This is a genomic window from Steroidobacter sp. (assembly GCF_036406195.1).
Classification (GTDB): domain Bacteria; phylum Pseudomonadota; class Gammaproteobacteria; order Steroidobacterales; family Steroidobacteraceae; genus Steroidobacter.
The window spans coordinates 32576-58422 of sequence record NZ_DASWVW010000061.1; the positions used below are offsets into that span (position 1 = coordinate 32576).

A 25847-nucleotide genomic window follows, 5' to 3' on the forward strand; every position below is an offset into this window, starting at 1 on the left:
GAGAAGTTTGGCGGAGAGGCCATGGCCCCCAGAAAAAAAACCAGAGCTCGCCGAGAGCCGCTGGCACGACCGGCGCCGCGGTCGATGCCCCTCAGGACGATGACCGCGGAAGCGCTCGACTCCTATTTCGCGACCTTGAATGGCCACAAGCCCGGCCAGCTCTACGATCTGGTGTTACGTGAAGTCGAGGAACCGCTGTTCAAAGCGGTGCTCGATTACGCCGAGGGCAACCAGAGCCGCGCCGCCGATATTCTCGGCATCAATCGCGGCACCTTGCGCAAGAAATTGAAGACCTACGGACTGGCCAATTGAGGTCATGCTCCGGCCGCATGGGCGCGGCGCAGGTCGATGGTTCGGGCCGATTCGCTAATCGAGAGTGCACATGTCAATTGCCGTGCGGCGCGCGCTGCTGAGTGTTTCCAATAAAGATGGCCTGGTGGAGTTCGCGCAGGCCTTGCAACGTCGTGGCGTAGCGATTCTGTCCACGGGCGGCACCGCGAGCTTGCTGGAGAAGCACGGCGTCAAGGTGACGCAAGTGTCGGCGCACACCGGCTTCCCGGAAATCATGGACGGCCGCGTCAAGACGCTGCATCCGAAAATTCATGGCGGCCTGCTCGGTCGTCGCGACATCGACGACGAGGTGATGCGCAAGCACGGCATCGATCCGATCGATCTCGTGGTGGTGAATCTATATCCGTTCGCCGCGACCATCGCCAGGCCCGATTGCACGTATGAGGACGCGATCGAGAACATCGACATCGGCGGACCCGCGATGGTACGTGCTGCCGCGAAGAATCATGACCGGGTCACAGTGGTGGTCGATCCGACCGATTACGCCGCTGTGCTCGACGAGTTGAACAGTGCGGACGGCGTGGTCTCCGAGCAGACGCGCAAGCGTCTTGCCGCGAAGGCGTATGCACACACTGCGAGCTACGACTCGGCTGTCGCGAGCTATCTGACTCGCGTCACGCAGCCTGAGCAAGGAGCGCAGCAAGAGTATCCGGAGTCTTTGTCGCTGCATTTCCGCAAGCGCATGGATCTGCGCTACGGCGAGAACCCGCATCAGACTTCGGCTTTCTACTCGGTCGCCGACACGCCCGGCGCGAGCATCGGCACTGCGAAGCAATTGCAGGGCAAGCAGCTCTCGTACAACAACATCGCCGATGGCGATACCGCGCTCGAATGCGTGCGGCACTTCGACGAGCCGGCATGCGTGATCGTGAAACACGCCAATCCCTGCGGTGTCGCCGTCGCGGGCGACACGCTCGCTGCATACGATCGCGCGTATCGCACCGACCCCACCTCGGCATTCGGCGGCATCATTGCGTTCAATCGTCCGCTCAATGCGAATACGGCGCGCGCCATCGTCGAGCGTCAATTCGTCGAATTGATCATCGCGCCGGAAGTCGACGCTGACGCGCTCGAGATCTGCGCGCGCAAGGAAAACGTTCGCGTGCTGGTGACGGGTGGTCTCGCTGCAACGGGCCTTCGTCACGAATACCGCAGCGTGAACGGCGGCCTGCTCGTGCAAACGCGCGACGAAGGTCGCGTCGGCAGGAACGACTTGCGCGTGGTGACCAAGCGATTGCCCTCCGAGCAGGAGTTCGCAGACCTGTTGTTTGCCTGGCAGGTGTGCAAGTACGTCAAATCCAACGCCATCGTGTACGTGAAAGATCGCATGACGATTGGCGTCGGCGCGGGCCAGATGAGCCGCGTGGTGTCCAGCCGCATCGCTGCCATGAAGGCCAAGGATGAAGGTCTGGAAGTTGCCGGCGCGGTGATGGCCTCCGACGCGTTCTTCCCGTTCCGCGATGGTCTCGATGTGGCCGCGGAGTACGGCATCAAGGCAGTGATTCAGCCCGGTGGCTCGATGCGAGACAACGAAGTCATCGCCGCCGCCAACGAGCATGGCATGGCCATGGTTCTCACCGGCATGCGGCACTTCCGCCATTAATTTATGCGCGTACTGATTCTTGGTTCCGGTGGCCGCGAACATGCGTTCGCGTGGAAGGCCGCCAATACGCCGCGCGTAAGCGCGGTGTTCGTTGCCCCAGGCAATGCGGGCACCGCGCTCGAACACGGCGTGAGAAACGTCGACATCGCTGCCGACGATATCGACCGGCTGATCGAGTTCGCCAAGCGCGAGAAGATCGATCTCACCATCGTCGGGCCGGAGGCGCCGCTGGTCATCGGCGTCACCGATGCCTTCGAAGCAGCCGGCTTGCGCTGCTTCGGTCCTCGCAAGCTCGCGGCGCGGCTCGAAGGCTCGAAGGCCTTCACCAAGGAATTCCTGCGTCGTTACAAGATTCCGACGGCGGCTTACGCGACGTTCACCAAAGCAAATTTCGATGCCGAGTGGGTTCGCGCTCAGCGTGCGCCGCTGGTGGTGAAGGCCGACGGCCTTGCTGCCGGCAAGGGCGTCATCATCTGCGCGACGCAGGAGGAAGCGATCGAGAGCGCACAGGCCATGTTCGATGGCCAGTTCGGCGCCGCGGGCAGCACCGTCGTCATTGAAGAATTTCTCGAAGGCGAAGAAGCCAGCTTCATCGCCATCGTCAGCGGCAAGCACATCCTGCCGCTGGCCACCTCGCAGGATCACAAGCGCCGCGACGATGGCGACAAGGGCCCGAACACGGGCGGCATGGGCGCCTACTCGCCCGCGCCAGTGGTCACTCCCGAGTTGCACGAGCGCATCATGCGTGAAGTGATGCGGCCGACGGCCGAGGGCTTGATCTCGGACGGCACCCCATACATCGGCTTTCTGTACGCCGGCTTGATGATTGCGGCGGACGGCACGCCCAACGTGCTGGAGTTCAACTGCCGCTTCGGCGATCCGGAAACTCAGCCCATCATGTCGCGGCTCACGTCGGACCTGACCGTGCTGTGTGAAGCGGCGCTCGACGGCCGGCTCGATCAGGTGCAAGCGGAATGGGACCCGCGCGCTGCACTCGGCGTCGTGCTGGCCGCGGGTGGTTATCCGGATTCAGTACGCAAGGGCGATGAGATCCATGGCCTGGACGAAGCAGCCGCGCTGCCCGGCAAGGTGTTCCACGCTGGCACGGCGTTGAGCGACGGCAAGGTCGTGACCAATGGCGGCCGCGTGTTGTGCGCCGTCGGGCTCGGCAAGACCGTCAGCGATGCGCAGAAAGCAGCGTATGCGCTCTGTGACAAGATTCGCTGGGACGGCATGCAGTATCGCAGGGATATCGGCTATCGCGCGGTACAGCGAGAACAGGCGAAGAGCTAGCCGGACGGCGGCGTGATTTCCAGCACGGTGCGCGCTTCGCCCTCGGCCTCCGGAGCGAATTCCAAGATCACTTGCACCTGTTGATTCTCCGCTAGCGGAAAGTCGTGCACCAGCCGCTCGGCGAACGACGCGGTCTGACCGAGTTGCTCGAGCTCGGCGCGGGGCAGAGTCACCCAGATCCCGGTGGGGTCGCTGTCCAATTGCCAGCCGCCGCGATCGGCGGCCAGGATCGACGGCCGCACACTCACTCGGAAGGCATGATTTCTCGGCAAGGCGACGTGCAGGTCCACCGAGCGGCCGGATGCGAGGTGTGCCAGCTCAGCGCGGCTGAGGTGGCAATACAGCGCCTGCCCGGAGAATCGCACGTCCACGGCGCAATCAGTCGTCGTCCACGATGATGACGGCGGCACTGCTGCGCTCGCCGAGCGTGACACCGTCACCCTCGACCTGCAGCTCCACCAGGAACAGCTCGGTGCTTTCCTTGATCGAATCCTGCACCAGCGGCACGGTGATGCTGGCCTCGCGTACGCCAGCGGGAATACGTTCGGTGCCCGGTCCGATGCCCGCGAAATCCGAACCCATTTCCGCGGAATTGGCCCGGAGGTTCCAGGTAAACGAAACCTCGCGGCGCGTCGAGCCGGTGCGGCGAATGCTCAGCCGCACCGAGCCATCGCCTTCGGATGTGACATAGCTGTCCTTGTCGAACTCGATGACCGCCGGACGCATCGGCGCCGAGGACTCGGGTTGCGATGAGCTCGCCGCCGGCGCGTTGGAGCCCGCTGGCGACTGCTCCGATTGCCCACGAGAAGTTTCTTCCTTCGGTTGCTCGCGGATGGCAGGCGGGAGCGGCACCACCGTTTGCGTGTTCTGCCGTGTGTCGGCGCGCGATTCCACGGGCTCTCCGGCAGGCGCGCTTCTCTGTTCGCTCTGTGTCGAAGCCGAGTCGGCCGGACCCCCCGGCTGTTGTGACGACGGCAGGGGTTCAACCGTTAGCGGCGCAACGGGCTGCAGCGGACGCGAGCCGACGACATCGCCTCGATCAACCTGCGGATCGGTGACCACACTGCCGCCCGCAACTTCGCTCTGCAGCTCGCGGTCCGCAATCGGCGGCATCACCGGCAATACGTTCGAAAGATTCTTCGGCAGCAGCTCGTACTGCCACACCAGATAACCGCCGGTCACGAAGCCCACTGCCAGCACCATGGCAAAGACGCCGCGGCGCCAGCGCGAGTGCGGCCGGTGGGGGACGGACAGTTCGGTGGGCAAGCCCAGGCGGTTCGGCGCCGAGCCGCATCCCAAGCCTGCCAGCAACTCGACCACGTCGATGCGACGCTCGCCGCGAGTCCACAGCAACGCACGCTGCAATACGGCCTGCTGTTTGCCGGTCAAGCCAGGAATACGTTGTGGCTGTCGGCCATGCGCCCTTGCCAGCGGCGCCGATCGGCCTCCAAAGGGATGGCGGCCGGCCAGCAATTCATAAGCAATGCAGGCGAGGCTGTAGACGTCATCGCTCGGATGCGGGTCGCTGCCGTTCACACGCTCCACGCTCGCATATGCCGGCGCCGAAACGGGGCCTTCATGGAGTCCCGAGGCGGAGTGCAAATCCAGCGGACGATCGCGCGCAAAACCGAAGTCGAGCACACGCGCCTCGCCAGCCGACGTGATCATGATGTTGCGTGGCTTCAAGTCGGCATGCACGACGTTGCGACGATGCGCATACGCCAGCGCCGCGCCGACGCTGGCGATGATAGCCAGTGCATGGTGGCGCGCCATGGGCTGGCCATCCAGACGCTTCAGGATGTCGGCGAGCAGCTCGCCTTCGAGCAACTCCATGACGATGAAATACACATCGCCGTCGCGATCCAGATCGAACACGCCGACCACGTTCGGATGCGACAGCGACTGCGCTTCATGGAACTCGCGCTCCAGCTGCGCCAGTTCCTCCGGCCGATCCTTGAAATTTTGCTTTAGCACCTTGACGGCGACACAGCGCGCCGACGCATCCAGATGCGCGCGATGCCGGTCGAGCGCCTTGTACACGGTGCCCATGCTGCCACGGCCCAGAATGGAGATCAGCTCATAGCGATCCCGGAGCACATCGCTCGTCAGCCCCGGCGGCGGCACGGGCGACGGCCGCGATGGGCGCTCGCCAGCCAGGCCACGCAAGTGTGCGCTCGACGCCGGCTCTTCCTTGCGCGCACGCACCAGCGCGGCGTCATCTTCAGTCAACTTCAGGGACGGCGGCGGCCGGGTGGCCGGCTCTTCCAGGTCGCGACGGAAGCCAATCGCGTCTTCTTCGCGACGGCGGAAGTTGGTCGCGTCTTCATCGACCGGACGGCGGAAAGCCGCAGGTGCATCGTCGCGACGGCGGTATGCTGTTGCATCGTCATCAGCACTGCGACGGAGACTCGCCGGCTCCGGCTCGCTCCGTCGCGTCGGGTCCACGACCGCGGGCTCGGAATTGATCGAATCCGGATCGCGATCGGCGATCAGCTTGCGCCAGCGCGAGCCGGTGGTATCGATGGTGACGTCGGTGGTGTCGCTCTCGGCCGCGGTATCGGCCTTGCTTTCGGTCTGGTTGGCGACGCCGAACACCAGTTGCGCGATATCGGTCTTGAGCGAGCGCGCCAGAGACACGTCGATGCGGCCCCGCCGCTGGTACTGATCGAGCAAGGCCAGCGCATCCCAGGGCGCGTCGGGATTGCTACGGCAGACCGACAGGAATTGGGCTTGCATGTCGGCACGGTCGCACCGGCCGCAGATGTAGTCATCCAGCCAGCTGGCGAGGACAGCGCGCGCATTCTCGCCTTGCTCTCCAAGGTCCTTGTCGATGGACAGACTCATCACCGTTTTGCAGTATTGCCCCAATCTCTCGCGTCTATATCGTTAGGCGGCCCGCCGCCCGATTCGTTCGGTGCCGGGTGCATGGAGCAGAGCCATCGCGACCGGGTCCGTGGGGGTCCCAGGTCCTTGGGCGCCGGGTCCGTCAGCCAATGTATCGGTGCGGCCAGCCGAGCGATAGCTGTCGCCCGGTTCCGACCCGCGACGACCCGGCGCGCGCTGCGACTGAAGCGGACGTCAGGACGCCAGCGTCTTTTCCATCCGATAGTCATCCATCACGAAACCGCCGCCGATGTCCATTACCAGTTCTGCGGCAATCCGGAAACCCAGCCGCTGATAGGCCTGCACTGACGGATTGCCCTTGTTGACAGTCAGCCATAACAAAGAGAGCTCGCGCTGTCGGGCGAGCCCTTCAATGAACTCCATGCATCTGCGCCCGGTTCCGGCGCCGCGCGCCGCATGGAGCAGATAGAACTTGCTCAGAAACAGCCCCCTTCCAGGTTGTTGCTGAACGGCGCAATAGCCGATGTCGCTGGCCGGGCCGCCCGCAGCTGTCCGCCGCACCAGGAAGTATTCGTAGCCCTGGTCGATTTGGGCTCGGATCGCCGGGGCATTCTGAAATTTTTGGACCATGTAGTCGACCTGCGCTCGCCCTATGAGCGGTACGTAAAATTCGTACCAGATCTCGTGCGCCAGGGCGGCCACGGCAGCGACCTGCTCGCTGCTGGTCACCGGCACGAACGACAGATCCGCCGCAGATTCGGTATTTTCGGCAAATTGCTGGGGGGTGGAATGGGCTGGGCCAATGCTCATCGGCCAATACTAGCCCAGTTCCTGGCGCAGACGATCCTCGTCCAGTGCCCGGCACCATTTTGCAACCACCAGGGTGGCGACGCCGTTGCCGACCAGGTTGGTCAGCGCCCTCGCCTCGGACATGAAACGATCGATGCCCAGGATCAACGCCAGCGCGGTGACCGGCAGGGTGCCCAGCGCCGACAGGGTCGCGGCCAGCACGATGAAGCCGCTGCCCGTCACGCCAGCGGCGCCCTTGGAAGTGAGCAGCAGCACGCCCAGCAAGGTCAGCTGATCCAGCAAGCTCATCGGCACATTGGCGGCCTGCGCGATGAACACAGCCGCCATGGTCAGGTAGATCGACGTGCCATCGAGGTTGAATGAGTAACCGGTGGGAATGACCAGGCCCACCACCTGCTTTTCGGCGCCGGCCTGCTGCATCTTGGCCATCATGCGCGGCAGCACCGACTCGCTCGACGACGTGCCGAGCACGATGAACAGCTCCTCGCGAATGTAACGAATGAATCGCCCGATGCTGAAGCCGTGCAGCTTCGCAATCGCGCCCAGCACGAAAAACACGAAGAACAGGCACGTGACATAGAAACATGCCATCAACTTGCCCAGCGAAGCCAGCGAGGCCAGGCCGTATTGCCCGATGGTGAATGCCATGGCGCCGAACGCGCCGATGGGCGCGAGCCGCATGATCATGCCGACCAGACGGAACAGCACTGCGGAGAAACGATCGATGAAATCGAACACCGGCCGCGCGCGCTCGCCGACCGCATGCAGCGCGAACCCGAACAGCACCGAGAACAGCAGCACTTGCAGGATGTCGCCTCTGGCGAAGGCATCGACGATGGTGGTGGGAATCACGTTGAGCAGGAAGTCGGTGACGCTCTGCTGCTCGGCCGCCTTGGCGTACGATGCCACTGCCCGGGCATCCAGTTGCGACACGTCGACGTTCATGCCGGCACCGGGCTGCACCACGTTGACGATCACCAGCCCGACGATGAGCGCGATGCTGCTGACGATCTCGAAGTAGAGCAGCGCGAGCGCGCCGGTCTTGCCCACCGCTTTCAAGTTTTCCATGCCGGCGATGCCGGTCACCACGGTGCAGAAAATGATGGGCGCGATCATCATCTTGATGAGCTTGATGAAGCCATCGCCCAGCGGTTTGAGCTGCGCGGCCGTCTCGGGCACGAAATGTCCGAGCAGCACGCCGATCGCGATGGCGAGCAAGACCTGGACATAGAGCGAGCTGTACCAGCGGGCCGGCGCCGCTGGCGAGGTATGGGTGTCGGTTACCATCCGCGTCCGCGATTTGTTCTTGCCAGAAATCGCGAGCGAGTCTACATGAGCGGGACGGCTATGCGGGGGCAGCCTGTCTGGCGTCGGGCGGCGTGGCGTTGACCCAGATGCGGCCGCCGTGCGGATCGAGCCGCACCGCCAGACCGTCCGAGCGGTTGAATTCCTTGCACTCCACCGGCAAGCGCGCGTCGGCGAAATAGGCCTTGGCGAGATCGATCACGGTCGCGGCGGGACCTGCCATGCCGGGCACATCGGGCGTGTGCCCGAAGATGCTCACGCGCCAGCTCTGCTTGCGCGCGCCTGCCGTGCGCAGCTCCTTGCAGAAGCGATCCATCAGCAACAGGTCCGAGCTCAGCGTGTTGTCGGTGAGATCGAGCGGCTGGTCGTTCGCAATCGCGACGTAGCGTAGATGCAGGATGCCGCCGGCCGGCTGTGTATCGTCATAAACGCACACCGCCAACGCGCCACGCAACTCGCAGGCGAGCAACGTCGATTCACGGGAGACGCGAAACGCATCAGGCTGAACTACGATTTCGGGCGGCGGCTGACTCATGCGGGGGGCGATGATGCCGACCTGCGTCCATGTGATTTGTGCATTGGATCACGGAATCGCGCGAAGCGACGGGCACTGGCACCTTTGCGTCAAATTTTGTCCGTGATTGTCATTCTTTGGCGACGGGCATTTTGCCGCTCATCGCCTTGTCCACTACCGTCGGTCGCAAACCACCGAACGACAGCGAGTTGGTTGCGAGGATGACTTCACGCAGGAAATAAACCAGCCCCGCCGCGAGACTCAGCAGCGCCAGCACGAATGCCACCGCGATGGGCGTGGCCAGATCGATCGACAGCGAATAACTGATGAACAGCGTCGCGACCACCAGCGACACCAGCAAACCGCACATCACCGACAGTCCGATCGCCCGATTGATCAAGGTGGCGCGCTTGGACAGCACGCGCAGCCGCTCGTGCAACTCTTCGAGTTGCTCGGGACTGGAGTGCGGCAACCGGTCCTCCATCAAGCGCGCGCGATCGATGATGCGGCCGACGCGAGTCGCCAGTACGTTCAACGTGGTTCCCACACCCGCCAGGAGAAACACGGGCGCGACGGCGAGCTGGATGACCTGCGCCAGGTTGGCAACATGCGGGGCAGCGGCGTTGAGCATGCGTAATTCCTTGCGGCTGTCAGTGAACAATACACCACCTGCCGAGCCGCCGCGTCAGCCGTGCGATCGCTCGATCATTGCGACCCCATTGCAACCCTTTGCCGGGGCGCCGCATCCAATCCGACAACCCCGAACGGAGGCAGACAATGAAATACATACGGACGGCTCTGGCGTTGTTCCTCACCTCGCTCCTGGCGAGCACGGCATGGGCGGATGGCGAGAATATATCGAAGGTCAATGGCTCCATTCGCGTAGCGAGCGGCCGCCAGGTCGGCTCGGTGGAAACGGTCAATGGCTCGATCCGGCTCGAGGACTCGGTCACCGCCGGCAACATCGAAACCGTCAGCGGCTCGATCGACATCGGCCGCGACTGCAGCGTCGGCGACATCGGCGCGGTCAATGGTGATGTGACCCTGGATACCGGCGCCAAGGCCGGATCAGCCGAGCTGGTCAACGGCGACTTCCGCTTGCAGGAGCAGGCGCAGATCCGCGGCAATGTGACTTCAGTGAACGGCTCCGTCACGCTGGCGAAAGGCGCTCGAGTGCAGGGTCGCGTGGAGAACGTCAACGGCGCAATCGAGCTCGACGGCGCCCGCATCGGCAACGGCATCAAGACGGTCAATGGCGACATCGAGATCGGTGCAGGCTCGCAAGTCGACGGCGGTATCCTGGTGGAAAAGCCCGGCTTCAGTGTCTTCTCCAAGCGCAAGCCCAGGATCACCATCGGGCCGGATGCCGTCGTGACCGGCACGCTCAAATTCGAACGCGAAGTGGAGCTGCGCGTCAGCAGCCGCGCGCGCGTCGGCAAGATCGAAGGTGCGACTCCAATCAGGGATTGAGGCCGAACAGGCGTGAGTCAGAGAGCAACGTAAGTCACGCGTCCGGCGACCAGCTCGCGCCGGACGCGGCCAGCATGAACCAGATATTCCAGATGCGCCAGCGCCTCGCCAATCGCCAGAAACAAGTGCAGGTCCTTGAGCTCGCGGCGAAACATGAATGGCAACACGTCCATCACGAGCTTTGGCTCGGCGCACAGCGCGGCGAGTTTGTCCAGCTGCTCCAGATGGTGGCCAGTGAGATCGTCGATACGGTGGCGCAGTCCGCGAAATGGCACGCCATGCGCTGGCAGCACCAACGTATCCTCGGCGAGCGCACGTAGCCGCTGCAGCGAAGACAAGTACGAGCCAAGCGGATTCGGATCGCCGTTGCCGAACATGAAGCTGATGTTCGAGGAGATGGTCGGCAGCACCTGATCGCCGCTGATCAGCAGCCGCAAAGCCGGATTGGACAGGCACAAGTGGCCTTCGGCGTGTCCGTCGGTTTCCAGCGCGGTCCACTCGCCCGCGCCCCAGTGCAACACGTCCTCGTCGGCGACGAATTGCTCGACGTGTGGCATGCCGCTGGTCAAGCGGGCAAAGCGCTCGGGACGGAACATCGCGCGGATCTGCACCTCGTCGGTCATGCCGTGCGACCTGAAGAACTGCTCCGACTCGTTGAACGCCGCCTTGGCCCGGCCGCTCCACATGGAGAGTGCAAGCTCATCCGTTCGCCGTGATGTGAACACCGGTACGCCGAAGCGCTCCTGCAGCCATTTCGCCAGACCGATGTGATCGGGATGGATGTGCGTGACGAACACCCCACGCAATGGCTGTCGCGAGAGATACTCGCGTTCGATGTTCTCCCACGCGTCCTTGCCGATCGACGCCGCCATGCCGGTATCGACCACGATGCAGCCGTCGCCGGTCTCGATCAGCCACACATTGATGTGATTCAGATCGAGCGGCAGCGGAATGCGGGCCCAGCGCACGCCTGCCGCGATCGGCACGCTTTGCCCCGGCTCGGGCGCCGGCACATCGATGTAGTGCAACCGACGGGGCGCGGACGGAAACGCCTCGCCCTCGGCGGTAACGGCGGGCGCGGCAGGAGTATTGGCAGGGTCGAGGACACTCATCGCTCGCGTATCATGCGGCCTCTTGGCCCAAAGAGGAAATTCCACTATGCGACATGCCCTGGCGCGCGGCTCCCTGCTGGTTGCCCTGGTTACACTGGCGTTTTCCCAGCCTGTATACACGGCGCCCCGAGATGCCAAGGTGGATGCCAAGGAAAAAGCCTTGGTCAGCCACGTCAGCGCCGGCGAGCAAGCGTCCATCGCGCTGCTGGAACAGCTCGTCAACGTCAACAGCGGCACGATGAATTTCGCGGGCGTGCGGCAGGTCGCCGACATGTTGCGGCCTCGCTTCGAGGCGCTGGGCTTCAAGGTGAGCTGGGTCGATGGCACGCCGTTCGGCCGCGCCGGGCATCTGGTAGCAACCCGCGCGGGCCGCGGACCGCACGTGCTGCTGATCGGGCATCTCGATACCGTGTTCGAGCCCAATCATCCGTTTCAACGCTGGGAGCGGGTGGACGAGAACATCGCTCGCGGCCCGGGCGCAGCTGACATGAAGGGCGGCATCGTCGTCGCGCTGGCCGCGCTCGACGCGCTCAGCCAGGCCAATCTGCTCGATTCCTTGCAGCTCACAGTCGTCCTGCACGGCGATGAAGAAGATTCCGGCCGTCCTCTCGATCTCGCGCGCCGCGATCTCATCGAAGCGGCCAAGGCCGCCGATATCGCCATCGCGCTCGAGAACGCCGCCGACAATCCCAAGACGGCCGTGACCGCGCGTCGCAGCTCGACCGGCTGGATCGTGAAGGTCGAGGCGAACAGCGCGCACTCCTCGCAAATCTTCGCCGAGGACGTCGGAGCAGGCGCTGCCTATGAGCTGGGCCGCATTCTCAATGGCTTCTACCAGGAAGTGCGCGGCGACGCGCTCGTGACTTTCAATCCGGGCTTGATCGCCAGCAGCACCCAGGTGGACTTCGAAAAGCAGCCGCTGGGCGCCACACTTTCCGGCAAGAACAACATCATCGCGCCGACGGCAATTGCGTCGGGCGATCTGCGGACGCTGACCGTGCAGCAGCTGGAAGAAACACGCGCCAAGATGCGCAAGGTGGTGGCAGCGAGCCTGCCGCACACTTCAGCCCAGATCGAGTTCACCGACAGCTATCCGCCGATGGCACCGACCGAAGGCAATCGCAAGCTGCTGTCCATGTATGACGAAGTGAGCCGTGACCTGGGCTTCGGTGCGGTGACCGAAGTAGACCCGCGCAATGCCGGCGCCGCCGATATTTCTTTCGCGGCCGATCACGTCGACATGGCCATCGACGGCCTGGGCCTGCTGGGCGGCGATTCCCACACCCCGGAAGAGTTCGCCGATCTGCGCACGTACCCGATCCAGACGCAGCGGCTGGCGGTGTTGTTGTATCGGCTGGGGAAGAAATAAACGCAGCGCCCCGGTTATACTCATCGGGCGGGAAACAATAATAGTACGGAGACTGACCGATGAGGCGTATTCCGGCGGCCTTGCTGGCCGCAACTGCGCTGTGCGCATGGACATGGCAGGCAACGGTGCAAGCGGCGGAAACACCCGCGCGGCCGCCCATCGCCGCCTTCGGCAAAGTGCCGGCCATGACGGGTGTCGTGCTCAGTCCCAACGGTCAGCAACTGGCCTGGATCGACAACAGCGCGCCCCGCCAGGTGGTGGAGGTACTCGATCTCGCCAACAGCAAGCGACTGGTGCAGATGGAGTCCGAACAGGGGCTCATCGTCCGGGCTCTAGAGTGGTCCGATGACGATGTCCTGCTGGTCCACAACAATTTCACGATCACGGTCCCGCTCAACCGCGGCAGGGAACAGTACAACTGGGTGCGCATCAGCGCGTTGAACGTTCGTACGCGCAAGATGCAAGTCCTGTTACATAAGGGCCGCGATTTCTCCTTCGCCACAGGCGCTTCCGTGCTCGCCCCACGTACCGCCACGCCAGGGCACGTGGTGATGTCGAGCTGGAGTTTCGACATGACCAACCACCGCGGCGAGACCGGCACGAACATCGCCAGCGGGCGCAAGTATTCGGGCTGGACCTACAACGCCTATGACGTCGACACCAGGACGGGCAAGGGAAAGCAGATCGCCGAGGGGACGGCGTTCACCGACGGTTGGGTGGTGGACAGCCAGGGGCAGCCGGTCGCACGCGTCGAATGGGAACCACAACGCCTGCGTTTCTCGGTGCTATATCGTCGCGGCCTGGCATGGAAAGAGATTTTTGCGCTGGAGGACGGCCAACGTCCGACGGTCTTCGGAGTCACCGGCGACGGCGCGGCATTGTGGATGCTGGCTACGCTCGGGCACTCGCACCAGGCGCTGTGGCGCCTGCCTATCGACGGCAGCGCGCCGCAAGTGGTGATCAAGAATGATGAGTACGACATCACCGGGCCGCTGTTCGATCCGTACACCGGCGAGCTGCAAGGCGTATGGCGCGGCGGAGAGGACCCGAAAATTCTCTGGCTGGATGAAAAAGCGCAGAAGCGCTCCGCAGCGCTGCGCAAGACATTCGGCGGCTATTACGCGCATGTCGTTGGCCGCTCCGCCAACAACTCCCGCGTTCTGGTCGACGTGTCCAGCACCACCAAGCCATCGATTTATTATTTGATCGACTACCAGCGAGGCGCCGCCGACATCGTCGGCGAGCAGTACCCGGCCCTCGTCAATGTCACCCTCGGCGAAGTTCGCACGATCGTTTACAAAGCGCGCGACAGTTACCAGATCCCCGCCTATCTCACCTTGCCGCCCGGCCTCGAAGCGCAACGATTGCCGCTAGTGGCGCTGCCTCACGGCGGCCCACAGTCACGCGACATACTCAACTTCGACTGGCTCGCCCAATTCCTCGCATCGCGCGGCTATGCAGTCATTCAACCGCAGTTCCGCGGATCGACCGGTCTTGGCGAGGCTCACGCCAAAGCCGGTTATCGCCAATGGGGCGGACTGATGCAGGACGACGTGACCGACGCCGTCAAGGCGATGGTGGAGCAAGGGATCGCGGACCCGGCGCGGGTCTGCATCGCCGGCGCCAGCTATGGCGGCTACGCCGCGCTCGCCGGCGCTGCATTCACTCCCGAGCTCTATGCATGCTCGATCAGCATCAACGGCGTTTCCGATCTGCCGATGATGCTCGGCTACGAAAAAGTGAGCGCAGGCTCGCAATCGAATGAGCTGGCGTATTGGACCGACCACATCGGTTCCCCCTTCGACGCGAATGTCATCGCGAAATCGCCGGCGCGATCGGCGCGGACGATTCGCGCTCCGGTGCTGGTGCTGCACGGGAGCGAGGATACGATCGTGCCGATCGAGCAGGCTCAGACGATGGTCACAGCGCTGCGGGCCGCAGACAAGAAGCACAAATTCGTCGAGTTGCCCGGCGAGGATCACTGGCTATCGCGCAGCGAATCGCGCATCCGCGTGCTCACGGAAATGGAAGCGTTCCTGGACGAACATTTATCGCCGCAGCCCGTCGGCGTGGAATGAGCGGGCGCCCTCAGGCGCTGGTCATGATCTGATCCATGGGCAGCATGTCCGGCGGCGGACGGCGAGCGGCGGCCAGAAGGTCGACGATACGGTCGTCGCTACGAAGCACGAAGCTGTTGCCGCTCTGTTGCTTGGCGTATTTCTTTACGTGCGCGAGCAACTGAGCCACGGCATCCGCGCTCGTGGCACCCATGGTTTCCGAATCCAGCGCGGCGACGGATACTGTCAGCAACGGAAAATTGCGCTGCAGGCCGTCGCGACCGGTGGCGATGATCGACCCGGCCGCGGCATGCTCGGTCGAATAGAAATCAGCGACCGTCTGGGCGAACCGATCCAGCACGTTGACCACGCGCTCGCGCCAATCGGCCGAGCGCATCACGACCAGGAAATCGTCGCCGCCCACGTGGCCGACGAAGTCCAGCCGCGGCGAAAAATGTTTCTTGAGCAGGCCGGCGAGATGCAGGATCACCTGGTCGCCGTGCGCGTACCCATACACATCGTTGTAGGGCTTGAACGAATCCAGATCGAAGTACGCCACGATGAAGCGCTTGCGCGCGCCGATCAGCTTGTCGATGGAGCTGTGCACCGCGGCGTTGCCGGGCAGCAGCGTCAGCGGATTGGAATGCTTGGCTGACTGCAATTGCTGTTCGGTGATCAGGCGCAGCACATCGATGGTCTGGCCCATGCCGTGATAACGGCTGTCCTTGGTGATGACGAACTCCTCGGTGAGCCGCGGGCGTCCTTTCTGCGTCACCAGCCGGCTGACCTGTTCCAGGCGCAGCCCGCCATCGATGAGCAGGGTCGGCGCTTCCATCACCGCGGTCACCGGCTTCTTGTTGAAAATCTCCGGATGCAGCGGCTTGGCGAGCAGATCGAACAGACGCTCCCGCTGCACGATGCCGAGCGGCCGGCCCTCCTGCACGACCGGGAAACTCAACTGTTCGGGATTGTCGCGAAACAGCTCGCAGACTTCGGTGACACGCATTTCCGGCGGCACCGGCGGCACGAAGGTGGCGATGTGCTCGGCGCACAGCGCCGTATACGTCACGATGGAACGATCCAGCGTGTCGACCTGTTGAAGCGCCGCCACCGGCGCCGCGCTCGGGCGGCCGAACAAATGGCCTTGCAGTCGATCCAGGCCGAGATCCACCAGCTCACGGCATTCGCGCTCTGTCTCCACGCCCTCGGCGATCACGCGGCAGCCCATGGCCCTACCCATGTCGAGCATGGAGCGCACGAACTCGAGCTTGGTGGGATCGGCGTCGATGCCGGTGATGAAATATCGATCGATTTTCACGTAGTCCGGCTTCAGCTCCGACCAGGTGCGCAGGCCGGAGGAGCCGGCGCCCAGGTCGTCGATGGCAATGGTGCAGCCGGCGACACGCAGGCGCTGCATGGTCGAGCGCAGGCGGTCATAGTCATCCAGCAGGCTTTCCTCGGTGAGCTCGATGACCACACGGTCGACCGGCATTGCGGCTTCGTTGGCCAGACCGAGAAAACGTTCCGCGAAGCTGGAATCTTCGTAGATCGTGTCGGGCGAAACGTTGATGAACAGCTGCCCGGACACGCGCGCCGCCACGAAGCGCTTGAAGGCGTTCTGCATGCAGAGGTAGTCGAGATCGACCTTGAGGTCGGCGCGCCGCGCGGCTTCGAAAAGATTCTGCGGGGCGTGCAGCCAGCTGTCAGACGGGCCGCGCGTCAGCGCCTCGTGCGCCACGATGCCTCGCGAGCGAGGATCGACCACGGGCTGGAATAGGGTCGTGATGCGCCCATCGCGCATGACGTCCGCGAGCTCGAGCGCCGAGGCGTCGAGTCGGCGCAGGCGTAGCGTCGGCGAATCGGGCCGTGAGTCGGACATGCACTTGCGCGCCGGATTTGCCGGCCTTCCCTGAATTCCTTAGGGCCCCGCGCAGGGGTGGTCGACGCAAGTTAATAAGGTTGTCTGACAAGAACAGAGAACGGCTTCGCAGGGCCGCCATCGCGGCATCGCGAAATCACCGTGGCGATGACAAATCTGTGACGGAGCGCACACCTGGACACACATCGGCCATGACCCTTCCAGAGGGGTGGTACCGATGAGCGGTCAACGCAGGCGGTCAACGCTTCATTGCGTCGAAGAACTCGCTGTTGGTCTTGGTGTCCTTCATCTTGTCGATGAGGAACTCGATGGCTGCCAGCTCGTCCATCGGGTGCAGCAGCTTGCGCAGGATCCAGATCTTCTGCAGCTCTTCGGCGGAGGTGATCAACTCCTCGCGGCGGGTGCCGGAGCGGTTGATGTTCACGGCCGGGAACACGCGCTTTTCCGATACGCGGCGATCCAGGTGGATTTCCGAGTTGCCGGTGCCCTTGAACTCTTCGTAGATCACGTCGTCCATGCGCGAGCCGGTGTCGATCAGCGCGGTGGCCAGAATGGTCAGCGAGCCGCCCTCTTCGATGTTACGGGCCGCACCGAAAAAGCGCTTCGGGCGCTGCAGGGCGTTGGCGTCCACGCCACCGGTGAGCACCTTGCCGGAGCTGGGCACCACGGTGTTGTACGCGCGCGCCAGGCGCGTGATCGAGTCCAGCAGGATCACCACGTCGCGCTTGTGCTCGACCAGGCGCTTGGCCTTTTCGATCACCATTTCCGCGACCTGCACGTGGCGGGTGGCCGGCTCGTCGAACGTGGAGGACACCACTTCGCCGCGCACGGTGCGCGCCATTTCGGTGACTTCTTCCGGACGCTCGTCGATCAGCAGCACGATCAGATACACGTCGGGATGGTTCGAGGTGATCGAGCTGGCGATGTTCTGCAGCAGCATCGTCTTACCCGCCTTGGGCGGGGAGATGATCAGGCCGCGCTGGCCCTTACCGATCGGCGCCACCAGATCGATGATGCGCGCGGTCAGGTCCTCGCTCGAACCATTGCCCCGCTCCAGCTTGAAGCGCTTGGTCGGATGCAGCGGCGTCAGGTTCTCGAACAGCACCTTGTGCTTGGCGCCTTCGGGCGAATCGAAATTGATCTCGCCGACCTTGAGCAGCGCGAAATAGCGCTCGCCGTCCTTGGGGGGACGGATCAGGCCGGAGATGGAATCGCCGGTGCGCAGGTTGAAGCGGCGGATCTGGCTGGGGCTGACGTAGATGTCGTCGGGCCCGGCCAGGTAGGAGCTGTCGGCGGAGCGCAGGAAGCCGAAGCCGTCCTGCAGGATCTCCAGCACGCCATCGCCGTAGATGTCCTCGCCGCTGCGCGCGTGCGCCTTGAGGATGGAGAAGATGATGTCCTGCTTGCGCGAACGGGCCAGGTTCTCCAGCCCCATCTTCTGCGCGATCTCCACCAGCTCCGGTACCGGCTTCAGCTTCAGCTGAGTCAGGTTCATGGACTGGCGGGACGCCGCCAGCTCCGCCGGGGAGATTACGCCAACGTCATCGCCATCGAATGCATCGTCGACCGGCAGGTCGTCGTGCTGCGGCCCCTCGCCGCGATGATCGGTGTCGCGATTGCCGCGATTGCCGCGATTGCCGCGGTTGTCGCCGCGATTGGAGCGGCCGCCGCCGCCACCCTTGTTGCCCGGGCGATTGCGGGCCTGATTGCCGAGATAGCCTCTCACAGTTTGCTGTCCAGAAATGCGGCCAGGTCTGATTTACGGAGGGCTCCCACCTTCTGGCCTTCGACCTGACCATTCTTGAAGAGAATCAGGGTGGGAATGCCGCGCACTGCGAAGCGCTGCGGCGTCTTGGGGTTCTCGTCGATGTTGAGCTTGGCGATCGTGACCTTGTCTTTATATTCGGTCGCGATCTCGTTCAGCATCGGCGCGATCATCTTGCACGGCCCGCACCATTCCGCCCAGAAGTCCAGCAGGACCGGGCCCTTGGCCTTGACGACGGCCTCTTCGAAGCTGGCGTCGGTGACATGCACAATCGTCGTCTCGCTGCTCACCTTAAAACTCTCCTCCAGGTGATGGCTGGGATGTGGGATGGACGGAAGCGTGGAAATTGCAGTGACTCAAACCTGCGGGTCGGGTCATGGGTGTGGGGGACGGCGGAAAATGACCGGGTGACTTGGGTGTGCCCGGTCGGGCACAATGCCCCAGCCTGGTGCCATCACGTACTACGTGGGTTGCCTTGGGCCGATCTCCATACGAAGGCCGCGTGTGAATGCTTGCGAAAAATCTGTGTGAGCGGTGCTCGTGCTCGCTGTAAGCCAGTCTGCTCGTCTGCTACTACTGCGTCTGCTACTGATGCGTCTGTGCTTGATACGTCTGAACTGGGCAGTCGTTGCTCGCGCCGTCAAATCAAAAGGCCGCTTGAGTATCCCCCTCTCCACCCTCTTGAGTATCGGGTGCGATACTCCATCAAGGGTCACGTCTTCGAGGGGCTTGGAGCCTTTGCTCCGGTCGGGGCAGGTGCGGATGAGTCCGCTTCGTTGAGGCTTATTAAAACCGGGCGACTGCCAATTTGCAAGCGCCCCCCTCTCTTCCAACAGGTAAATCATATCGAATGGCTGATTCGCACTTAACCGAGCTGTCCTTTTCCAGCCTGCATCTGCCCGAGGCTCTGCAGAAAGGCCTGGCGGATGCCTCTTTCGAGCGCTGCACGCCCATCCAGGCGCAGACCCTGCCGCAGGCATTGGCCGGCCTCGATGTGGCGGGCCAGGCGCAGACGGGGACGGGGAAAACCGCGGCATTTCTAGTAGCGATGTATGCGCGACTGATGCGCGAACCGCCACCGGCGTCGCGCAGCTTGAATGCACCGCGGGCTTTGATCATCGCCCCAACGCGCGAGCTGGCCGTTCAGATCCATCGCGATGCCGAGGTGCTCGGGTCGCACACCGGTCTGCAGCTCGGCCTGGCCTTTGGCGGCGTCGACTACGAGAAGCAGCGGCATCACCTCGAACAGGGTGTCGACATCCTGATCGGCACACCCGGACGCATCATCGATTTCGTCAAGCAAAAGGTGATCGACCTGAGCTCGGTGCAGGTGCTGGTCCTGGATGAAGCGGATCGCATGTTCGACCTCGGCTTCATTGCGGATATCCGCTATATATTGAGACGGCTGCCCGATCCTCAAGCCCGGCTCAACATGTTGTTCTCGGCGACGTTGTCCCATCGCGTGCTGGAGCTCGCCTACGAGCACATGAACGAGCCGACGCTGGTACGCATCGAACCCGACAAGATGACGGTGGATCGGGTTCGTCAGGTGATCTACTACCCTTCCAACGACGAGAAACCGCGCTTGCTCGTGGGGTTGCTCAAGCACATGGATCCGCGACGCAGCATGGTGTTCGTGAATACCCGGCGCGCGGCGGAGGAAATCGAAGCGCTGTTGCGAGCCAACGGCATCAACGCGGAAGCGATCTCGGGCGATGTGCCGCAACGGAAACGTTTGCGGATGCTGCGTGATTTTCACGAGGGCACGCTGGCGGTGCTGATCGGTACCGACGTCGCTTCGCGTGGCCTGCACATCCCGGATGTGAGTCACGTGTTCAACTACGATCTGCCGCAGGATCCCGAAGACTACGTTCATCGCATCGGCCGCACCGCGCGTGCGGGTACGGAAGGTGATGCGATCAGTTTCGGCTGCGAGGAGTACGTGATCTCCCTGCCAGATATCGAGGCGTACATCGGGCGCAAGCTGCCGGTCGCGCCGGTCGTGAGCGAAATGCTGCCGGAGATCATTATGCCGGCACGAGTGCCGAGGAAGCATTTCGGTGGTGGTCGAGGCAAGCCGGGTGGCGGTGGTCGCGGTGGCGGACGTCATTCGGGTGATCGCGATCGTCGTCGAGGTCGTAGCGGTGGCGGTGGTCGTTCGTCTCCGCAGCCGGCAGAACAGACGGAGAGCACGCCTGCTGCAACCGTATCTGCGGACTCGGGAGCGAACGTGAGCTCGCCCGGCGTCAATGGCGAGGGCGCGCACGAAGCTCCACCGAGGAAGCGGCGGCGGAGACGGCGCAGTAAGAAGAACTCTAGCGGGCCGAATGCTGCTCCTCCGGCGCCGGAAGCGACCTGAGACTTTCTTTCGGAAGAAGAACCAAGAAGAACAGAGAGCGTCGGTGCTGGCGGTGCGTCCACGGTGGGTATGTCCTCCCGGCACCGCGCACCCGCCGTCGCTACGCTGTCGCGTGCGACGCTGCTCGTCCATTGCGCTGCGCAGTCCCTGCTCGGTGCAAGCCCAGGGTGTACATCCGTGGACACCCGCTCGGCGGAGCGAAGCCGTGCTTCGCTGAAAACACCGCCGAGCCCATGTAGCGCTTGCTGAAAAACATCCTGTTTTTCAACATACCGGGAGAACACACCCACCCTGGACGCACCGCTGAAACGTCGCTTTGAGCGTCAGCTGCAACCGCAATTCATCGCTGAAACGTCACATCGGTTTTGAGCTGGTCAGGCCCGGCGGAATAAAGCGAGGTCAGGTGCCTATTTCGCGTCGTCGCCCAGCAAATGGCTCACAGCCTCTACCGACATGAACTCCGTGACAGCTCTTCGATCCGCGCTCGAATCCGGTTTCGAGATGGCGAAGATATGTGCGATGCCGTGTTTTCTTGCGGCGGTGAGCACCGAGTGGCTGTCGTCTACGAATAGAGTGCGTGCGGGCTCGAATGCCAGTGCTGACTGCAGTTGGCGCCAGAAGTCGGGGTGCTCTTTGGGCACGCCGAAGCTGTGTGAGCTGAACACCACGTCGAAGTAGTTCAGCAAACCGGTTTGCGTCGCTTTTACTTTCAGGCTGTCACGATGCGCGTTGGTTACCAGCGCAACGCGCACGGCCTTCGCGCGTAGCGCGCGGAGGAAATCTTCGGCGCCGGGCAGGAAGCGAATGTGTTCGCGCACCTCGTGTTTCATCCCGGCGATATCGATCGACAGCGCGCGCGTCCAGAAGTCGGTGCAGTACCAGTCCAGGGTTCCTTGCTTTCCGGCGAACATCGGCGCAAGCACCGCGCGCGCCTCCTCGATGGTCAGGCCGTGGCGGGCGGCGTAGCGCGCCGGAACCAGATCCAGCCAGAAATAATTGTCAAATCGCAGATCCAGCAACGTGCCGTCCATGTCCAGTAACACGGTGTCGATGGCTTCCCAGCGAGGCAGGGACGTCACGGACTCGGCTGCGGAAAACGTGGACGGGCTCAAGCGAAATCTCGATCTCTTCGGGGCGGCGGCGGCCGTATGATAGGGCAAGCTCTGGGTAAGCTCGTGTCGGCAATGTCGGGGGATGTCGGTTGATGGAATTGGGTTGGGGCGCACTGGTGCTGCTCGTGGTGGCCGCCGCGATCGTCTGGTTCTTGCAGGACAGCCTGGCGGCGCGCGAACGGGCCAATATCGCGGCCATGGAGGCCTGCCAGCGCCTGAGCCTGCAGTTCCTCGACGGGACTGTCGCATTCGCGCGACTGGCGTTCGCGCGCGAGCACGGCCGGTTGACGTTCCGCCGCACCTACGTGTTCGATTACACCGCCAACAGCATCGAGCGGCGCCAGGGATTTGTCATTTTGCTGGGCCGGCGGATCGAGTCGGTGGGTTACGCCCCCGGCGAGGAGCGGCGGCAGTCGCAGCAGCCGCCGGTGACGATTTCGGCATCCGCGACCTTTACTTCCCAGGCGGCGCCGCCGGCTCAACCGCGCCAGATCGAGAGCGCCAAGGTATTCGACCTGGCGGACTGGCGCGCACGCCGCCGCGCCACGGAACAGCAGTCATCTGCCTCGCCGCAGACCCCTGGAGAGTCTTCTGGCACCGCGCCCAGAACGCCTCCGAGAACCTCCATCGGCGCTTCGGAGCATGGCAATGGCCACGCGGACGGCCAGGATCACCATCAATAGTCCCGCATGCGCTAAAGTACGCGCCGATGAGCGAAGCGGAAAACAACGTCGAGACTGAAACTTTCCGGCGCCTCGAACGGCTACGGGAACTGCGCATCGAGCATCGCGACCTGGATGACGTGATCCACCGGCTGCAGATGGACCTGTACGTCAATGAAGTGCAACTACGTCGGCTCAAGAAACGAAAGCTCATGTTGAAAGATCAGATCGCCCGCCTGGAAAGCGAGCTGATCCCCGACTTGAACGCTTGACCAAAGCCAATCATGCAGGAATTGCTGCGTAACGCGGGCCTGGCTCTGGAGGCACTGCTCACTCCCGCATCGCTCTTTCAACTGGCGGCGATCGCCGTGCTCATTCTGTTGGCCTGGTGGTTCGGCCGGCAGGTGCGCAACACCGAGCGGGCCAAGCTGGCGCTGGTCCAGGCCGGTCTGCAGGCCCGGGTGACCGAGGCGCTGGCCATCGTCAGCCCGCACCTGGCGGCGCTGGTGCTGATCGCGGCGTTCGGCGGCGCACTGCACGCACTCAAGGTCGACAGCACGCTGGTCGACCTGGCGATCACGCTTTCCGGCCTGTTGCTGCTGATCCGCTTCGTGGTCTATGTGGTGCGCGTCTCGCTCGGCAACCGCACCAAGGGCTGGGGCAACGTCATCACGTTCGTGATCTGGGGCCTGCTGGCGCTGCACGTGCTGGGCTGGTTCGATCCGCTGGTGCAGGCGTTCGACAGCGTCGGCATCAACGCCGGCAACCGGCGCATCACGCTGTGGTCGGTGATCAAGATCCTGTTCACCGTCGGCGCCTTCATCCTGGTGGCGGTGTGGATGGCGCGCTGGGTCGAGCGCCAGCTGATGTCCATGCAGGGCCTGGCGCTGAGCATGCGCATCGGCATCGCCAAGTTCTCCCAGGCGTTCCTGATCGGCCTGTCCATCCTGCTGGGCCTGAATGCCGCGGGCCTGGATCTCACCACGCTCAACATCTTCACCGGTGCGCTCGGCATCGGCCTGGGCTTCGGCCTGCAGGCCATTGCCGCCAATTTCGTCAGCGGCTTCGTGCTGCTGATGGACCGTTCCATCAAGCCCGGCGACGTCATCAGCTTCACGGGCACCACTGGCACCAGCACGGAAGGTTTCGGCTGGGTGCAGGAGCTGCGCGGCCGTTACGTGGTGGTGCGCGACCGTGACGGCGTCGAGACGCTGGTTCCCAACCAGAATCTCATCACCAATCCGGTCATCAACTGGAGCTACACCGACCCGCGCGTGCGCCTGAAGCTGCCGGTGCGCGTGAGCTATAAATCCGATCCGGAAAAGGCGCTGGAGCTGCTGCTGAAGGCGGCGGAGGATCAGCCCCGCATCCTGCGCGACCCCAAGCCGGTGTCGCGCATGATGGGCTTCAACGATTATGGTTTCGATCTCGAGCTGCGTTTCTGGATCGCCGATCCGCAGGAAGGCGTGAACAACGTCCGCTCGGACGCGAACCGCGCCATCTGGCGGCTGTTCAAGGAGCACGGCATCATCATTCCGATCGCGCAGCGCGAAGTGGTCCTGGAGATGCGCGAGCGCGGCCCGCGCGACGACTAGCCATGGCGCTCGAAAACGAGCTGGGCATTCCGGAAGAAGCCATCGAGCTGCGCTTCATTCGATCCGGCGGCCCTGGCGGCCAGAACGTCAACAAGGTCGCTAGCGCGGTGCAATTACGCTGTGACTTGAAGCTGTGGCCGGCGCTTCCCGAGCGCGTCCGCGACCGTCTGCGCACCCTCGCCGGCCGCCGCCTCAACGCCGACGACGTGATCGTCATCAGCGCCCAGCGCTTTCGTACTCAAGAGCACAACAAACGCGACGCCCTCGAACGCCTGGGCGAGCTGATCGCACAGGCCCGCATCGAACCGCGCATTCGCAAGGCGACCAAACCGACGCGCGCTTCAAAGGAGCGGCGGCTGCAAGGCAAGCAGAAGCGCAGCGAGATCAAGCAAGGGCGCAAGGTCTCGCACGATTGGTGAGCCAGTGGTTGGCGGTTGGTGGACAGAGCGGATCTGGCTCCGTTCCGGCCAACCACTAACCGCCAACCGCTTCTTCTACAGCGCCACCGCAATGCCCAGGCGCCACTGCGACTCCAGCTTGCGGTTGTAATCCAGCAGGCTCTCGCCATAGCCGTTGAAGTACTGCAGCATCAGCCAGCCGGTCAGGTCGCCGCCGCTCAGCTTGGACAACGGATAGGAAAGATTGAGCTCGACGCTGCCGTAGTCGCTGCGCTCGCCCTTGCGCAATGTGGTCCAGAAATCCAGCCCGCCCTTGGCGCCGAAGCCGAACAGCCAGTCGACGTAACCGCGGTAGTCCTTGATGTCGGGGTTCTCGTCTTCAGCGATGTAGTTGTGAAGCAGCGGCGCGACGAAGAATCGCAATCCGGCCGGATCGCCCAGCGTCAGCGTAGGACGGACGTAGAGCATGTTGAAACTGCGCGAGTCGTCGCCTTCCTTGCCGTTGGATTCATGACCGAAACCGGCCTCGACCCCGACGCGCAGCTGACCGTCGAAATAACGCGCCAGATCGTAGTGCGAATAAAACAGCCGCGGGCGATAGCTGGAGTCCTTGAACGGCTTGGAAGCATCGCTCAGGTCCCACAGGGACGTCTGCGAGTACGACAGATACAGGTCGTCGATCCACGGCAGGCGCTCGGCCAGCCGGCCGCGATCGTCGAACAGTCGATAACGCAAGCTGATCTGGAATTTCGCATTCAAGCCGCCGTCGCCGCCAACCACCAGATAAACCGGCTCGTATACGGAGACCGCCAGCGGCGGTGGCTTGTCCACCAGCGCCATGGTGTACGAATTCGTTCCCTCCGCCGTCGTCACCGTGCGAGTCGCCTCGTTGGACGCAACGGCCTGCGTATCCGCAGCGGGCGGAAGAATTTGCAGAGCCACCGAGTTCGAAGCCAGTCCGGTCGGAACCAGCGTCGCCACACCTTCGACCTTCGCGGGCAGCGCGCCGTGCAACTTCATGCGAGTAAACCCGCCGGGCGCCACTTCGATCTTGCCACTGCGCTCGGGTGCAAGCTCGATGATGGACAATGCCGACGGTGTCTCGAAGCGCACGTGCAACTCGGCAGGAATATCCACGGTCAGCGGCTGCGAGTCGCCGTTGGTGATGGTCAGATCGAGCTCGAAGGGCGCTCCGGAGACCACTTGCGCATGCGGCGTGGAAAGAATGATGTCGGCACGAGCGCGGCCATGCGCCATCAAGACCATCGGGGCAAGCACGAGCAGCAGTCGGGAAATATTCATGTCCAGATACTCACGGCGAATCCTCGCTCGCGCAAAGGGTAACGGGC

Annotated in this window: 23 protein-coding genes; 11 read left to right on the forward strand and 12 right to left on the reverse strand. The window is 63.5% G+C overall.

All coding sequences use genetic code 11. The annotated features are described in order from the left end of the window. Positions 1-84 precede the first annotated feature (84 nt). The 3 genes from fis (at position 85) to purD (ending at position 3247) form a co-directional block, all read left to right on the forward strand. On the forward strand, positions 85-312 hold the full coding sequence (gene fis, locus VGE08_RS23845; protein ID WP_116808282.1) for a DNA-binding transcriptional regulator Fis: 228 nt from the start codon (positions 85-87) through the stop codon (positions 310-312). Positions 313-382: 70 nt separating this feature from the next. Next, a complete protein-coding gene (purH, locus tag VGE08_RS23850; RefSeq protein ID WP_331070436.1) occupies positions 383-1954 on the forward strand; it encodes a bifunctional phosphoribosylaminoimidazolecarboxamide formyltransferase/IMP cyclohydrolase in 1572 nt (523 codons plus the stop codon). Between the two features lie 3 nt (positions 1955-1957). Then, a complete protein-coding gene (gene purD, locus VGE08_RS23855) occupies positions 1958-3247 on the forward strand; it encodes a phosphoribosylamine--glycine ligase (RefSeq protein ID WP_331070437.1) in 1290 nt (429 codons plus the stop codon). Here purD and VGE08_RS23860 read toward each other — a convergent pair. From VGE08_RS23860 to VGE08_RS23885, 6 genes are all read right to left on the reverse strand, one after another. Further along, the gene (locus tag VGE08_RS23860) at positions 3244-3618 is read right to left on the reverse strand and encodes a hypothetical protein (protein ID WP_331070438.1); all 375 of its coding nucleotides are present in this window, start codon (positions 3616-3618) and stop codon (positions 3244-3246) included. The two genes, purD and VGE08_RS23860, sit on opposite strands and share 4 nt — an antisense overlap. Before the next feature lie 7 nt (positions 3619-3625). Next, positions 3626-6091 (reverse strand): protein kinase domain-containing protein, encoded by a 2466-nt coding sequence (locus VGE08_RS23865; protein ID WP_331070439.1) that lies wholly within the window; start codon positions 6089-6091, stop codon positions 3626-3628. A gap of 234 nt (positions 6092-6325) precedes the next feature. Next, positions 6326-6901: a GNAT family N-acetyltransferase gene (locus VGE08_RS23870; RefSeq protein WP_331070440.1), complete on the reverse strand. Its 576-nt coding sequence runs from the start codon at positions 6899-6901 to the stop codon at positions 6326-6328. Positions 6902-6910: 9 nt separating this feature from the next. Further along, positions 6911-8188 (reverse strand): dicarboxylate/amino acid:cation symporter, encoded by a 1278-nt coding sequence (locus VGE08_RS23875; RefSeq protein ID WP_331070441.1) that lies wholly within the window; start codon positions 8186-8188, stop codon positions 6911-6913. A gap of 58 nt (positions 8189-8246) precedes the next feature. Next, on the reverse strand, positions 8247-8741 hold the full coding sequence (locus VGE08_RS23880) for a hypothetical protein (RefSeq protein ID WP_331070442.1): 495 nt from the start codon (positions 8739-8741) through the stop codon (positions 8247-8249). A 109-nt stretch (positions 8742-8850) separates the two neighbouring features. Further along, complete coding sequence (locus VGE08_RS23885; protein WP_331070443.1) at positions 8851-9351, reverse strand: DUF2721 domain-containing protein; 501 nt, start codon at positions 9349-9351, stop codon at positions 8851-8853. A 146-nt stretch (positions 9352-9497) separates the two neighbouring features. Between VGE08_RS23885 and VGE08_RS23890 the strand changes: the two genes are divergently transcribed. Next, on the forward strand, positions 9498-10190 hold the full coding sequence (locus VGE08_RS23890; RefSeq protein WP_331070444.1) for a hypothetical protein: 693 nt from the start codon (positions 9498-9500) through the stop codon (positions 10188-10190). 17 nt (positions 10191-10207) lie between these two features. Here VGE08_RS23890 and VGE08_RS23895 read toward each other — a convergent pair whose 3' ends face one another. Beyond that, complete coding sequence (locus VGE08_RS23895; RefSeq protein WP_331070445.1) at positions 10208-11302, reverse strand: MBL fold metallo-hydrolase; 1095 nt, start codon at positions 11300-11302, stop codon at positions 10208-10210. 46 nt (positions 11303-11348) lie between these two features. Between VGE08_RS23895 and VGE08_RS23900 the strand changes: the two genes are divergently transcribed. Both VGE08_RS23900 and VGE08_RS23905 read left to right on the forward strand, forming a co-directional pair. Beyond that, positions 11349-12671, forward strand: coding sequence for a M20/M25/M40 family metallo-hydrolase (locus VGE08_RS23900; RefSeq protein ID WP_331070446.1), 1323 nt, complete (start codon positions 11349-11351; stop codon positions 12669-12671). Between the two features lie 59 nt (positions 12672-12730). Next, positions 12731-14749: an alpha/beta hydrolase family protein gene (locus VGE08_RS23905; protein ID WP_331070447.1), complete on the forward strand. Its 2019-nt coding sequence runs from the start codon at positions 12731-12733 to the stop codon at positions 14747-14749. A 10-nt stretch (positions 14750-14759) separates the two neighbouring features. On the opposite strand, the gene VGE08_RS23910 is transcribed toward VGE08_RS23905, so the two are convergent. From VGE08_RS23910 to trxA, 3 genes are all read right to left on the reverse strand, one after another. Further along, on the reverse strand, positions 14760-16607 hold the full coding sequence (locus VGE08_RS23910; RefSeq protein ID WP_331070448.1) for a bifunctional diguanylate cyclase/phosphodiesterase: 1848 nt from the start codon (positions 16605-16607) through the stop codon (positions 14760-14762). A 238-nt stretch (positions 16608-16845) separates the two neighbouring features. Then, a complete protein-coding gene (gene rho / locus VGE08_RS23915) occupies positions 16846-18102 on the reverse strand; it encodes a transcription termination factor Rho (protein WP_331070840.1) in 1257 nt (418 codons plus the stop codon). A 227-nt stretch (positions 18103-18329) separates the two neighbouring features. After that, complete coding sequence (trxA, locus tag VGE08_RS23920; RefSeq protein WP_331070449.1) at positions 18330-18662, reverse strand: thioredoxin TrxA; 333 nt, start codon at positions 18660-18662, stop codon at positions 18330-18332. A gap of 560 nt (positions 18663-19222) precedes the next feature. On the opposite strand from trxA, the gene VGE08_RS23925 reads away from it, so the two are divergent. Next, positions 19223-20731 (forward strand): DEAD/DEAH box helicase, encoded by a 1509-nt coding sequence (locus tag VGE08_RS23925; protein ID WP_331070450.1) that lies wholly within the window; start codon positions 19223-19225, stop codon positions 20729-20731. Between the two features lie 407 nt (positions 20732-21138). On the opposite strand, the gene yrfG is transcribed toward VGE08_RS23925, so the two are convergent. Then, positions 21139-21810: a GMP/IMP nucleotidase gene (gene yrfG, locus VGE08_RS23930; RefSeq protein ID WP_414717532.1), complete on the reverse strand. Its 672-nt coding sequence runs from the start codon at positions 21808-21810 to the stop codon at positions 21139-21141. Between the two features lie 125 nt (positions 21811-21935). Here yrfG and VGE08_RS23935 point away from each other — a divergent pair, with 125 nt between their 5' ends. The 4 genes from VGE08_RS23935 to arfB are packed head-to-tail and all read left to right on the forward strand — an operon-like array spanning position 21936 to position 24519. After that, entirely contained in the window at positions 21936-22526 is a 591-nt protein-coding gene (locus VGE08_RS23935) for a DUF3301 domain-containing protein (RefSeq protein ID WP_331070452.1), read from the forward strand. 26 nt (positions 22527-22552) lie between these two features. Continuing rightward, positions 22553-22777: a YdcH family protein gene (locus tag VGE08_RS23940; RefSeq protein WP_116808299.1), complete on the forward strand. Its 225-nt coding sequence runs from the start codon at positions 22553-22555 to the stop codon at positions 22775-22777. 12 nt (positions 22778-22789) lie between these two features. Beyond that, positions 22790-24100, forward strand: a complete 1311-nt coding sequence (locus VGE08_RS23945) for a mechanosensitive ion channel family protein (RefSeq protein WP_331070453.1) — start codon at positions 22790-22792, stop codon at positions 24098-24100. A 2-nt stretch (positions 24101-24102) separates the two neighbouring features. Continuing rightward, complete coding sequence (gene arfB / locus VGE08_RS23950) at positions 24103-24519, forward strand: alternative ribosome rescue aminoacyl-tRNA hydrolase ArfB (RefSeq protein WP_331070454.1); 417 nt, start codon at positions 24103-24105, stop codon at positions 24517-24519. A gap of 75 nt (positions 24520-24594) precedes the next feature. On the opposite strand, the gene VGE08_RS23955 is transcribed toward arfB, so the two are convergent. After that, a complete protein-coding gene (locus tag VGE08_RS23955) occupies positions 24595-25800 on the reverse strand; it encodes a phospholipase A (protein WP_331070455.1) in 1206 nt (401 codons plus the stop codon). Positions 25801-25847: the final 47 nt, after the last annotated feature.